Origin of the sequence: Photorhabdus antumapuensis (assembly GCF_020387775.1) — a bacterium.
GTDB classification, from domain to species: Bacteria; Pseudomonadota; Gammaproteobacteria; order Enterobacterales; family Enterobacteriaceae; genus Photorhabdus; species Photorhabdus antumapuensis.
Genome location: NZ_JAHZMK010000032.1, coordinates 86,802 through 100,880 on the forward strand (window position 1 = coordinate 86,802; position 14,079 = coordinate 100,880).

Sequence of the window (14,079 nt, forward strand, 5' to 3'; positions counted from 1 at the left end):
TTACCACACCTCAATATACATCTATTATCTCTAGGTGGTGCGGAGAAATAATAAGCCACTTTCATCTTGCGAACTGCAACTTGAAGTTTATGGGGTATATACTGATACTATTTTAAATATTCGGAAAATACGTGAGCTGTACAAAACTTTCAATACTATGAAAAACTGGCATCTCCGCCAAGGTGGTAATCACCGCAGAGTAACGTCCAGGGGGTAACTTAAATATTTCAATATCGCGCACCACCGCATTTATCTTTTTCTTTTTATAATAGATAGTGTGTTCCCAACCGGATCCCACCGTATTTATTTCCCCGTCAAAAAGAATCTGGCCGTCTTTAACCAGACGAAGCGAAACAGGGATAGCAACCCCATCCTTTCCAATATCCCCGAACAACTTAAATCGCCTTTCCATTTCATCATGACCATTCCCAGTAGCAAACAGTAGGGCAAACTGATAATCTCTAATTTTGCTGATTTCAAAATCAATCTTGACGGATTGACCAGACTGCGACACATCAATCGGTTTGTATATATCAATTGGCTTAGAGCATGCCATTAATAAAGTGCAGCTCATAAAAACAATGATATTTCGCCAGTTTTTAAATCTTTCATATACCTGTAATATTTTCATTTCATCACTCCAAACTTTGATATTTTCTTTGTTTATACCGATACCATTTCAAACCTTCTTAAATCTTCGGATTAAAATAGGTTAGCTCTACAAAACTCTGAATGCCATTAAAAGCAGGAACATCTTCTAGGGTGGTAATCACCACAGAGTAGCGTCCGGGAGGTAACGAAAATGTTTTAATTTCTCGCACAGCCGTAGTTATACTTCTCCCTTCGAAATCAAAGGTACGTCCCCAGCTACGTCCCCCTGCGCTTATTTTCTCGTCAAAAAAAACCTCGCCGTTTCTAACCAAATGAAGCGAAACGGGGGTTATAACTCCGTCCTTATCAATATAACCGAATAATTCAAGCCGCCTTTTCATTTCATCATCATCCCCTTTATCAAACAGCAGAGCAAACTGATAATCTCCAACCTTGCTGATTTCAAAATCAATCTTGACGGATTGCCCCGAATGCGATACATCAATCGGTTTATATACATCCATCGGCTTAGAGCATGCCATTAATAAGGTGCAGCTCATGAAAATAATCATGTTGCGCCAGTTTTTGAACCTTTCGTGTATACGTAATACTTTCATTTCATCACTCCAAATAAAGTAAGGCAGCGAAAAACATTAACAGTAACTTATCTCAAAAGCGGAAAACGGTAAGTACGGCGAACCTTGCTCACAGAGCTGCCCCCACAAGCCGCCGTTCTCTTACCGTTCTCTCAGGCTTTCATCCAGATGCTGCTGCAACGGGCTCAGGAAGTAATCGATCACCCGACGCTGATCGGTTTTTATTTCTGCCGTGATCGACATGCCCGGAGACAGCGCGACTCGCTGACCATTGACCAACACGTGATCAGACTTCAAGCGAATACGGCTGCTATAGATAAGCCCGCGTTTTTCATCCTCGATAGCGTCGTTCGATACGTTGAGCACTTCGCCGTCAACAGTGCCGTACTTGGTAAAAGTGAAAGTTTCCACTTTGACAGTGACCGGTTGACCAACGTGAACGAAACCCACATCCTTGTTTTCCAGCATGGCTTCCACTTCTACTGGTTGGTCTGCGGGGACGATGACCATCAGCGGCTGTGCCGGTGTCACCACGCCACCGACGGTATGGATAGCAAGTTGTTGAACTGTGCCAGCCACCGGGGCTTTGAGGCTAGTCAGGGTTTCATGGTAACGGGCCTTCGCCAGCTCCTGAACCAAGGTCGCTGCTTTTTTGTTGGCTTCCTGTTGCAGGTCGAGCATAGCGCGGCGATTTTGCGCAACAACAGCCTCACGCCGACGTCGTGCTTCGTCCCGAGCGGCGGTATGCTGCAAGACACTGGCCTGCTGTACGCTTAACTGGCGTTGCAGATCCAATCGCGTCTGCTCTTTTTCCAGATATGCATGCCGCGACACATACTGTTTCGCCAATAACCGCTGGTAATCCTCGGCCAATCGCGTAGCAATCGGTAACGTTTTTCGCAGGCTAGCCACCTGAGACTGCGCAGACTGAATTTCGGCGCTGCGTTGGAGGATTTCCGCATCCACCAACTCTAGGTTGCTGCGGTATTCCTGGTATTGTCCTTGAAGCCAGCGTTGGGCACTGAGCACCTGCTCAGGATTGGCGTTGGCAATCGTTCCTACCAGCGACGCCGGCGACTGCTGCTGATTGATCGCGTCGAGCATGGCGGCACTCCGCGCACTGTCGATACGAGCAGCCAGCAGCTCACTCTGGACCCGGCTGACGTCAGCGCTCGCCGCCGTCGGGTCGAGTTCGACCAACAACTCGCCAACTTTCACCGTTTGGCCGTCATTGACGTGGATCGCTCTGACCACCGCCGTTTCACTGGATTGAATCAACTTGGTCTTGCCATTGGGAACGACCTTTCCCGGAGCGATAGCCACTACCTCGATTTTGCCGATGTAGGCCCAGAGCAACGCCAATACAGCGAAACCCATAATGCTCCAGGTGAAAATTCTCGGTGCTGGGTGAACCGGTGTTTCCTGCAACTCCAAAGCCGTCGGTAAAAACTGTAATTCATGAGCAAGTCGCGGCGACACATCCATGCTTTTACGTTGGCCCCAAGACTGACGCCACGCGTGACGATAACGCTGCAATAAAGAAAGGGTGGCGCTCATTCGAAGTTATTTTCCTTGAATCGGAGTATATTTATCTTGGTCACATCTACCTCTGACTGTGTTATTAACCATTGATTACGTTATTAGCCGTTTTCATCGTACGCTCCGGAAATGGAAGCCTTTCAGCCCTGCTGCATCCGATACAGTCGTGAATAATGGCCGTCCTGACACGCCAGTAACTCGGCGTGGGCTCCCTGTTCAACTATCTGCCCGCGATCCATCACGAGGATACGATGCGCGTCGCGTACAGCGGACAACCGATGAGCGATAATGATGACCGTGCGCCCCTTGCAAATACTTTGCATGTTCTGCTGCACCACCCGTTCAGACTCGTAGTCCAGCGCACTGGTTGCCTCGTCGAAAATCAAAATGCGAGGATTGCCGATCAAAGCTCGGGCAATGGCTACCCGTTGCCGTTGACCGCCCGAAAGTGACGCGCCGTGCTCACCCACAATGGTGTCGTAACCTTCGGGCAGTTCAAGGATGAATTCATGTGCTCCCGCCATGCGGGCGGCGTGCATGACCATGTCGAGCGGCGCCCCCGGATCGCTCAAGGCAATGTTTTCGCGAATGCTGCGGTTAAATAGCATATTGTCCTGCAACACCACGCCAATCTGTCGGCGCAGCGAGGACACATCAGCCAATGCCAAGTCCATGCCATCGACCATGACCCGTCCACGCTCAGGAACATAGAGCCGCTGCAACAAGCGGGTCAGGGTGCTTTTACCGGAACCGGAGCGGCCCACCACACCAATGATTTCTCCCGCGCCAATGACCAAGTTGACTCCGCGCAACACCTCAGAACCATCAGCCCGATAACGAAAATGCACCTGTTCGAACTCTACCTGCCCCTTGAGCGGCGGTACTGTGCTACGTGTAGCCTGAGACAATTCAGTACGGGAATTAAGGATGTCTCCCAGACGCTGCACTGAGACCCCGGTCTGCTGGAAGCCGGTCCACAGTTGCGCCAGACGCATGATAGGGCCGCTGACACGACCGGCCAGCATATTGAATGCGATCAATTCCCCCACCGATAGCTGCCCCTCTATCACGAGACGCGCACCGAGCCAGAGTGTGGCGACCGTCACTAACTTGCCAATAAGCGAAACGCTTTCATTGGCGATAGTGGATAAGGTCTGTGTTTTGAAACCTGCGGCAACATAAGCCGCCAGTTGGTTGTCCCACTTGCGGATGGCCTGCGGTTCAACCGCCATTGACTTTAGGGTATCGATGCCATTTACCGTTTCGACAAGAAATGCCTGATTCTCGGCGTTGCGTGTGAAGCTATCCTGTAATCGCTTACGCAAGAGAGGTGTAACCAACACCGAGACTAATGCATAGAGCGGCAATGATAGCACCACAATGAGAGTCAACCAGCCGCTGTAATAGAACATCACAAGAATGAACACCAGAGAAAAAAGCACGTCGAGCATCAGGGTAATGGCGTTGCCGGTGAGGAAGCTGCGGATGTTTTCCAGTTCGCGTACACGAGCCACAGAATCACCGACCCGTCTAGCCTGGAAGTAAGCCAGCGGCAGATTAATCAAGTGCCGAAACAGACCCGACCCCAACTCCACATCAATACGGCTGGTCGTATGGGTAAACACGTAGCTACGCAGACCGCTCAGGGCCGACTCGAACAGCATGATACCCAGCAATCCCGTCGCGACAACATCCAGTGTGGTTAGGCCGTGGTGCACCAGTACTTTGTCCATGACCACCTGAAAGAACAACGGAGTCACCAAGGCAAACAACTGCAAGGCAAAAGACCCCAGCAAAACTTCACCCAACAACTTGCGGTATTTGACGATAGCCGGGATAAACCAAGTGAAGTCAAAGCGTGAAGTTTCTCCGGGCAGACCGTTACTGGAACGCACAAGCACCAGTTGCCCTGTCCAACGCTGCTCAAGCTGCTCGAAGCTGATAACTTCGGGGCGCACCGAACGTGGGTCCTGAATCAAAGCCTGTTCTTTATCCAGTTTGGCCAAAATAAAAAACTTCCCATCTCTGTCCATAGCAATGGCGGGCAATGGAGTATGTTCAAGTCTGGCAAGTGTTGTGTGTACAGCCTTAGCTTTCAGCCCTGAATGACGAGCAGCCAGCAGCAGCTCCTTCAAGGTAAGACCTTGGTTGGAAGTAGAAAATTCGTGTGAAAGTTGTTCAGTCGATATAGCTATGTTGTGAAACCTAGCCAACATGGCCAAGCAAATCAGGCCGGTATCCAGCTCCGGGGAAGAGTGGGGTGACTCAGTACTCATTTCATTATCTTGCATCAGACAACTTAATCCTTAAATCAAAAATCTGGATATTCATCTCACCCCTAGCAAGCTATCCAGACATATCCGCAATCCGTTTAGTAAACAAATCACAATTCATATAATTAGGCGTTTATATCATCAAATAATAATAAATTTCATTTAATATATTCACAAATTGTGACATTAACCACACAATAATATTAAAATTTATTAAATTTATAATTTTATTGTTTACATTGATAACAAAATATAAACATCAACAATTTGATTCAGTAATTGTAACGACTCTTGAATCGGTGAAATTAAGATATCGATCAGTATATAGCCATCACAATGAAACTAATCGGTATTACCAACTGAATATTACGGCTAATAATCACTCAACTAAGAAAAGATACCTCAATTAGAAACTAGCCAAAATTTGGCATACAGGCAGGTTTTAGACACATTTTTCTTGTATAGGTCAATATAATCTCCAGCTCACTGCACGAGAATTTTCCAATTACCTAATCAAGAACTTTTTACAAAAATAGAAAGGCATATTTACCGAAGTCAATACGGCAAATCAGAAAGCTGATTAAAGGTATTAATGACCTGCTTGTCAGACTTAAAAATTCCAATCCAACAATTGAGCAAATAACGTTCAATAAACGTCAGAAAAGATATGACCACATCATTAACATATAAATTTTTTTGCACAAGCCGTCTATCCGAGCAAGCGCTAATACGCCTGTAAGCTAAGCCGCTCTGCTAACCCGCTTCGCCTTTGGGTTGGCGTTTGAATTGCCTGACGCAATACCGCTTCATGTGCATAAAGAGTCAGTTTTTCTCTGGCACGGGTTATCGCTGTGTAGACCAATTCACGGCTGACAACCGGCACAAACTGCGTCGGCAATACCAGAGTTGTATGTTCAAATTCTGAGCCCTGCGATTTGTGTACGGTCATCACATACGCCGTTTCATGTTGTGGTAAACGACTTGGCTGGATTCCTTTAATCTGTCCATCAGGCAACTGAAAATAAGCACGCAGTTCATTATTTTCGTCTCTGAGCATAATACCGATATCACCATTAAACAGACCTAGCGTGCTGTCATTACGCGATATCATGATGGGTCGGCCTGCATAACCACGGCTGAAAATCCCGACTGGGCGACGAATAAGCCCCTGACGATGTAATAGCTGTTCTATGCGCTCATTAAGCCCACTGACACCAAACGGCCCTTCTCTAAGTGCACACAACAAACGATAGCGATTAAATTCATCTAAAATCGCTTTGGCCGGTGCCTGCTTTGTTACCAGTCGTAAATAAGCGTGATAACCCGATACCGTTTCTGCTAGCAATCGCTGATAATCTTCATCGTCAGACAACGGGTAAAAACTGATATCCTTCAACGGTTGCTGCAAAATAGAGAGCGCTTGCCGACTCTTCCCTTGATTAACTGCCGTAGCCAACTGACCAATGCCAGAATCTACATTAAAACGGTAACTTTTGCGTAAAAGACACAAACGATCACGAACCTCTGGGATATCTTGCTGCTCACCTGCAACTAACTGGTATCCAGTCAACCGACTTAACTGTTGTGCCCTCGCTACGCTGTATCCCAGTTCAGCAAAACGGCACATATCACCCAACACCGCGCCTGCTTCCACTGACGCCAATTGATCACGGTCACCAAGCAAAACAATTTTCGCTTTCGGTGGTAATGCATCAATCAACCGGGCCATCATGGGTAAATCCACCATTGACGCTTCATCCACCACCAGCACATCCAAACTCAGTGGATTATCTCGATCATAACGTAATCGCTGGCTATCAGGCTGCGCTCCTAGCAAGCGATGAATCGTCTGCGCCTGATCTGGCATGCATGCAAACTGTTTCTCCGTCAGAGGCAATTTTCTGACCGCACTGTTAAGAGATTCGGTCAATCTCGCAGCCGCCTTTCCGGTCGGAGCCGCCAGTTGGATAACCCGCTTTTTATCAGGTTCAAGTTTAATTAAGGCGGCCAACAGTTTAGCAACCGTAGTTGTTTTCCCGGTTCCCGGTCCGCCAGAGATAACCGAAATTCTGCTAGTCACCGCAACAGCCGCCGCCACTTTTTGCCAGTCCACTGCCTCCTTAGACAGTACGAATAATTCATCCAGAATGGCTTTCAGTTGCTGTTCCTGAATATGATCAGTTGGCTGATTGCGGGAAAAAAAAGCCGCAACCTGACACTCACTTTGCCACATTCTCTGCAAATAGAGTCGGTCATGGGAAAGCACAACCGGCGTTGGTTGAAGTCCATCACTAACAGCAGCACAATTTTCCAGCGCTATCAGCAAACTCTGTTCATCAGGTTTTCCCGCAACCTGCCATAACTGTTCGGCAAATTCACGATGTCGCCCATCAAAAAAATATTCAGGCATTATCCGATTAACCGGCAAGCAAACATGCCCGATACCCGTTTCAGCGCTTAACAGCGCCATCACCAACAACAAAATAGGATCTTTATCTTCAATCAATGCATGAGCAAACTGTAAATCCAATGAACGCAAAAGCCTGAGGTTTACTGCCTGTTGTAATAACGAAATCATTAATTTTTCTCTTTTTCAGACTGTTCATTACCGCTGAAAAGCAGATCCAAAGCATCAACAAATTCAGCCGATGGCCGACAACTGAAAATACCATTCCCCAGCTGCTGTTTATCTATCCCCCTCAGAAACAGATAAATCACTCCGCCGAAATGTTGTTGGTAATCATAATTAACTAACCTGTGACGCAAGTAGCGATGCAGCGCCAATGTATAAAGCTGATATTGCAGATCATAGCGATGCTCAATCATGGCGGTTTCCATTGCCTGACGGGTATAAGACTGGCTCTCCTCTCCCAACCAGTTTGATTTGTAATCCAGCACGTAGAATCTGCCTTGCCAACAGAAAACCAAATCAATAAACCCTTTCAGCATCCCTTTCACTTGCTGAAATTCCAGTTGGGGACAACGAGCGGAAACCGGGTCATAACGACGCATTACCGTATCCAATTCCTGAGATCGCAAAAGTTGCTCAACCGGCAGATAAAATTGCATTTCATTCTGTTGATGATGCAGTGGAATTTTTGCAAGTTGCAGACCTTCATCATTCAATGGAATGGTAAAAATATCGGCCATCCATTGCTGTAATATCCCACCCCAGCATTCATCAAATCCGGCTGATTCTAGTTGTTCTACCAACCATTTCCCATCGGGTAATTGGCTGAAATTAAGTTCTTCCAAAATAGCGTGTAAAAAAGTCCCTGCGGAGGCTCCTCGTGGGAATGTATGGGGCGTCATTTCAGGTTGTTCCACTGACTGCTTTTCACCACTGGCATCAATATCAAGTTTTGGCGCAATAGACTGAACTATCACGTCAATAGATTCTTCTCCAGCAAAATAAGCAGCAGCACTGCCACGATGAACCACCGAGTTTCGTAAACCAGAATAACTGGTAATACGCCAATCATCCTGGACTCTGCGTTTAAATTGCCTGGCCAAAAGTACCAAATCATTTCTACTTTGCGATTGCCAAGGATGATCGTCAGTATCATTGATTAACGATACAACAATGCCATCCCCGCTTAATTCTTTAAGTGATGTTGCCAGAAAATTAGCATCCCCTTTCACTCCCTTTTGCAGCAAATAGCCCAGAGCACTCTGATGCAGATCAGTATCCCCGATCTTTTTCTTATTGCCTTTTATCAACGGAGCCACGCCGACACTGCAATGGTAAACAGAACGCGTCAATGCGACATAGAGTAAACGCAAATCCTCTGCCAATCGCTCTTGTTCCGCCAGCTCAATCGTCTCGTCATCAGGAAAGATATCAAGGCAAGCATTAAAGCTTGTACGATCATGATATATCGCCCGCTTCTGCTCCCTGAAATTACAGATAAATGGCAACCATACCAGCGGATATTCCAGTCCTTTAGATTTATGGATAGTACAAATTTGTACCAAATGACGATCGCTTTCCAGCCGCATCTGCTGATTTTCAGATTGTGGATCAGGATGAGAGATCTGCTGAGCCAACCAACGGGTGACTGCATGTTCACTGTCAAGTTGTAAAGATATCTCCTGCAACAACTCACCAATATGCATCACATCCGTCAAACGCCGTTCACCGTCATAACTGGCAAGCAAATTCTCAGCAATATGATGGTTGGCGATTACCGCTCGTAACATAGGTAACACACCACGGCGTTGCCACAGACGAAAGTAGCTATCAAATTCATCAACTAACTGGTCCCATGCTTTCTCATCATGATTTAGTTTGTCTATCTGTCGAGCGGTCAAACCAAACAAGCCACTGGCAAGCGCACTTCTCAAGACTCGTTCTTTCTCTGGTGATAACACCGCTTGCAGCAACCAGAGAATATCCTTGGCTTCTGCGGTATCAAATACACTTTCTCGGTTAGAAAGAAATACGGAAGGGATAGATAACAGATTAAGTGCACTACGGATCAGTATGGCTTCCTTTCTGCTACGCACCAGAACCGTAATGTCAGCCGCCGTCACAGGTCGGGCTTCCTCACTTTGATGTAACAGAGCACGCCCTTCGCTCCCCGCCTGCAACCAATCACGAATTTGCGCGGCACAGAGCCGTGACATCGTTTGCTCATAATCTCCGGTGGAAACACCTTCTCCTGATTGTAACCAGAAATTCAATGCGGCCTGTTCTTCACCATAATAACTAAAAGAGAGTTCCCGGTTTTTCTCTGCCGCAGAAACCTCGATAAAAGGGATTTGCTCAAACAAAAATGGATTTTCTGAACGCATAAACAGTTTGTTTACTGCCTGTACCATTGAGTAGGCAGAGCGCCAGTTTGTTTCCAGAGTATAGTGAGCACTTACCTGAGAACGGGCACGAATATAAGTGAAAATATCTGCACCCCGAAATGCATAAATAGCTTGTTTAGGATCGCCGATAAACAGCAATCCATTTTCAGGCTGACTGCCATAGATGGTATGAAAAATCCGATATTGCTGTGGGTCGGTATCCTGAAACTCGTCAATCAAAGCAACCGGATAGCGCCGACGGACAGTTTCAGCAAGCAAATCGCTGCCAGGGCCTTTCAGAGCATCATCAAGACGGGTAAGTAAATCATCAAACCCCATCTGACCACGTGTTAGTTTTTCCTGACGGATTGATTGGCGAATTTCAATAATAGCCCTAGAGATAATCAAATCACGTAAAGTAAGTGGTTGCTGATACAAATCATCTATCGCCACAAAAAGTGAATGTTCAGGTACCTCACCTTTCTTTGTCTTTTCTGCCAATACTGACTGCCGGAATTTCTCCAGCGCTTTTGGCAACAGATAATCCTCTGTAGGCGCCTGAGCCCAATCCATGACACTATTCAGCCAATTTGGTAAGTGCTTACTACTGTAACTTCTTTTATCAACACCAGAGCTCGCAATTAAATCGTTCAACTCTCCAGCAACTCCATTCCATTGGTATTTAACATCGCTGATCAACTGGGTAATTTTTTCATGGCGACTTAACAACGTTTCATCACTGTCCGGCGCATTAACCATATATGGCATATCCCCTTGTAAATAAGGGTGTAATTCAGCCAACAGAGCTTCCGGCCCACTCCACTCCTGGCTGATTACCTGTGCCATTGATAACGGCAATGGATAACAATGGCGCCGCCAGAAATCGGCACACCCCTGCCGTTCTAATGGCTGTTGATCCTGAATTAATGTCTGTTCAAACAAGATCCCAGATTCAAAAGCATTATGTGCCAACATCCTCTGACAAAAACCATGAATGGTATAAATCGCGGCTTCATCCATTTGCCGCTCTGCGGCCAGTAACCAGACAGCCGCCCGCCCTTTATCTGGGATTCCATCCAATAGCTGTTGATAGGCAGGTTCCGCGCCTTCTACTTCGTTTCGAATACAAGCAAGGCGAAGTTTATGAATATTTTCACGGATACGCCCACGTAACTCATTTGTTGCTGCCTCAGTAAACGTAACCACCAGAATTTCTTCCACGCTTAAAGGTCGTGAAAAAGCGGCATCTTTTCCTATTCCAAGTAGAAGACGCAGATATAAAATGCCGATGGTGTAGGTTTTACCCGTCCCGGCTGACGCTTCAATCAGCCGCTGACCATTCAGCGGCAGAGTTAATACATTAAGCCTGTGGACAGATATCTCTGTGATCACTGAGCTCTTACCTCAACAGGTAACCGTTTCTGAAATTCAGTCACATTCTGATAGGTTTTCCAATCCTTCAATTTCGCATATCCATCCAAGTTTCCTGATTTACCAATCACTTGTGAAATCAATGAGAGCCCCCGGTGTTTGATTACCGCATTCCGATAGAAATCAATCAATTGTTTCTGTGTGGTTTTCCTCAGTATCTCAAGCATTTTATCTCTACTATCAAAACTAAAGTTATTGCGGCTAAAATCACTGGAGAAACGAGCAACTTCGGCATAGAAAGTTTGCGGCGGTTGCTGCTTTTCATTAATCAGTGCATTCTTGTACTGTTCAAAATCAGCTTGAGACATGGTTTTCAATTTATTACCCGCGTTTTGATAGAAATTTTGATAACGCTGATTCAAATACTTGGGTTGCTTACTATTACTTTGTAGCAGGAAACTCAATCCCCACTGCTCCCCCACACTGGTATTGAAAGCAAACACCGCATACCCCAGTTGCTCTGTTGTTCTTAGCTGCTCATAGAACCACGAATGGAGCATATTGCTCAACAAACTGGAATAAACATAACCTTCTATACGGTTATAACCCGTCGGAATATAAACTTCTGCCAAAGCGCCATCTGTGCTGCTGCCAACACGCTGGAAATTAACCGGGTAATTTTTATCAATCACCACCTTATCCCCAATCCACCAGTCATTTCCTTGATTTGCTAGTTGGTTATGAGCGGATTCGGCAATCACTTTGCTCTGCTGTTCGGTCAAGTTTCCAATGATCATCATCTGCAAAGCAGAATTTTTTATCATTTTATGACGATACGTAACAATATCCTGAACAGTGATAGTTTCCAGCGCTTTCAGACGAGTGGACTGTTCCGTGTATGGCACCACAGAAAGGCGCTTTAACGGCTGCATAGCCATTTCATACGCTTTAGCGTTATTGGAAACTTCTATCTGTTCACGATACCAAGACTTAGCTTGCTCCAGTTGACTCTCAGTTGGCGTAAACGCCATGTAATGACTGATTAAAGAGGTTAAAAGTTCCGGCAAATTTTGAGTGTAACCACTTACTCCTAGTTGCATTCCCTGTGATGAACTCGTAAAAATATTCATTCCAGCAACAGAAGCTTGATAACTAAGCTGGTCGAGGGAAAGCCCTGCCAAATAATCAAGCAAAGAGGAAGTGGCCTGCTCACGGGCACTATCCAAACTTTTTACATTACGTAAATCTAATGTAATGCTGGCCTTAGGCTCATCAGCAAAATATTGACTCGGCATATAGAACAGGCGAACACTCTGTTGTTCAAGAATCATCTCTGGATGTTTTTGACTCTTGTCTGCTTTTATCAGCTTCAAATCATCAGGAATATAAGGATTTGGCGCAGGCAGAGAAAAACTCATTTGCCCCTCTAATTGCTGCCATTTAACTCGTTGCTGCAATGTAATTCGATCAACCTGATAAGGTGCCTGAACAAAATAAGCCTGTTTATTATGCGACTCTTTTGGGCTGATATACCAGATACGCGCATTTTCAGGAGTCAACTCATCAAGTCGGCTAGCAATTGCTTTCGGGTTATAATCATCAGCCAGATAACTGGCATTAAGTACATTGGAAACAGGAACTCGCAACATAGCATCCGATAACCATTCGATATAATGCATATTACGAACAATAGAGCCATACTGGAACGATAGATTCAAAACCTTCGCAATCTCATCAAAATAACTTTTCTGGATGCCTTTTTGTTTTAATAAATTAATATAAGCAAAAATAGCCGCAACAACCTGATCCCGTTGTGCAAGCCCTTTGTCTGTCAACGTAACATAAATAAAAAAGATGCCTTTGTTGCGATCAACCATAGGTTCCGCACCGGCACTGATACTTTCTGCTAGCCCTTGAGTTTGCAGCCAATCTGATAATGTATTCAGGCTACGGTTGCCTATCATATAACCGAGATATTCATCAGTTTTACTGCGGAAATCAGTACTGTTATTGTCAATGCTGAACTCCAATTGCAATGCCTTTTGCGGTTGGGCAGGAACATAATGGATGATAATCCCTTTCTCTTTTTCCGTTACTGCCGGAACAGTAATTGGCGGTACGCTCGCTTTTTTGTCAGGTATCCGACCAAAAGTATCAACAGCAATTTGAGTCAGTTTATCGAGAGGCTGATTACCGTAAATGACACCTTTCATTAGATTGGCCGAATAATAGCGCTGATAGAAATCCACCAGTTCTGTCTGTAATTTACTCCCCGGTTTATCCTTCAATGTTTCTAGATTACCTCCAGAAAAACGGGCATTGGGATGCTTAGGATTCAAGGTTTCTGCCCGTATTTGAGCAACCCGCATCCCATCACGAGAACGCGCCATTGTCATCTCTGCATTAACGGCGTTTCGCTCCCGATCTGCATTCACTGGGTCAAGTAACGGCTCAGCCAGTGCATCAGCCAGACGATCTGTGGCTTGAGCTAACGCCTCATTTTCTACTTCAAGGTAAAAAGCCGTGCGGTAAGAAGCCGTGCTGGCATTATAGCTACCACCATGTTTTTGCAAAAATTCAGATAAATCACCTGATTGTGGATAACGTTCAGATCCCATCAGAACCATATGTTCCAGATAATGTGCAAGCCCGAGCTGGCTGTCAGGGTTTTCCATGCTGCCAACCGGAATCGCTACCGCTGCCAAAGATTTGGTTGCTTTCTCATCAGATACCAGCAAAACCGTCATATTGTTTGCCAATTTGATTCCCTGATACTGACGGTGATCATTTTCGCTTTTATAAATTGTCTCTTGCAGTGGCTGCCACTGTAGTTGTGGTGTTTGCGCATAACCTGCCGTTCCCCAAAAAAGCAGGAACATCACAGCAATCATGCGGACAAGATGTTTATGCATTAT

7 protein-coding genes are annotated in these 14,079 nt (G+C 45.8%); all 7 read right to left on the reverse strand.

The annotated features are described in order from the left end of the window. Positions 1–112: 112 nt before the first annotated feature. The 7 genes from KZ793_RS13805 to ptrA all read right to left on the reverse strand — a co-directional run bounded on the left by KZ793_RS13805 (position 113) and on the right by ptrA (position 14,076). Positions 113–631, reverse strand: a complete 519-nt coding sequence (locus KZ793_RS13805) for a DUF5625 family protein (RefSeq protein WP_225815857.1) — start codon at positions 629–631, stop codon at positions 113–115. Between the two features lie 58 nt (positions 632–689). Continuing rightward, positions 690–1,208: a DUF5625 family protein gene (locus tag KZ793_RS13810; protein WP_225815858.1), complete on the reverse strand. Its 519-nt coding sequence runs from the start codon at positions 1,206–1,208 to the stop codon at positions 690–692. A 120-nt stretch (positions 1,209–1,328) separates the two neighbouring features. After that, positions 1,329–2,744 (reverse strand): HlyD family type I secretion periplasmic adaptor subunit, encoded by a 1,416-nt coding sequence (locus KZ793_RS13815; RefSeq protein WP_225815859.1) that lies wholly within the window; start codon positions 2,742–2,744, stop codon positions 1,329–1,331. Positions 2,745–2,866: 122 nt separating this feature from the next. Continuing rightward, on the reverse strand, positions 2,867–5,002 hold the full coding sequence (locus KZ793_RS13820) for a type I secretion system permease/ATPase (RefSeq protein ID WP_225815888.1): 2,136 nt from the start codon (positions 5,000–5,002) through the stop codon (positions 2,867–2,869). A gap of 721 nt (positions 5,003–5,723) precedes the next feature. Beyond that, positions 5,724–7,577, reverse strand: a complete 1,854-nt coding sequence (recD, locus tag KZ793_RS13825) for an exodeoxyribonuclease V subunit alpha (protein ID WP_225815860.1) — start codon at positions 7,575–7,577, stop codon at positions 5,724–5,726. Beyond that, the gene (gene recB, locus KZ793_RS13830; RefSeq protein ID WP_225815889.1) at positions 7,577–11,182 is read right to left on the reverse strand and encodes an exodeoxyribonuclease V subunit beta; all 3,606 of its coding nucleotides are present in this window, start codon (positions 11,180–11,182) and stop codon (positions 7,577–7,579) included. The genes recD and recB overlap by 1 nt, the downstream gene beginning before the upstream one ends. Beyond that, positions 11,182–14,076 (reverse strand): pitrilysin, encoded by a 2,895-nt coding sequence (gene ptrA, locus KZ793_RS13835; protein ID WP_225815861.1) that lies wholly within the window; start codon positions 14,074–14,076, stop codon positions 11,182–11,184. The genes recB and ptrA overlap by 1 nt, the downstream gene beginning before the upstream one ends. Positions 14,077–14,079: the final 3 nt, after the last annotated feature.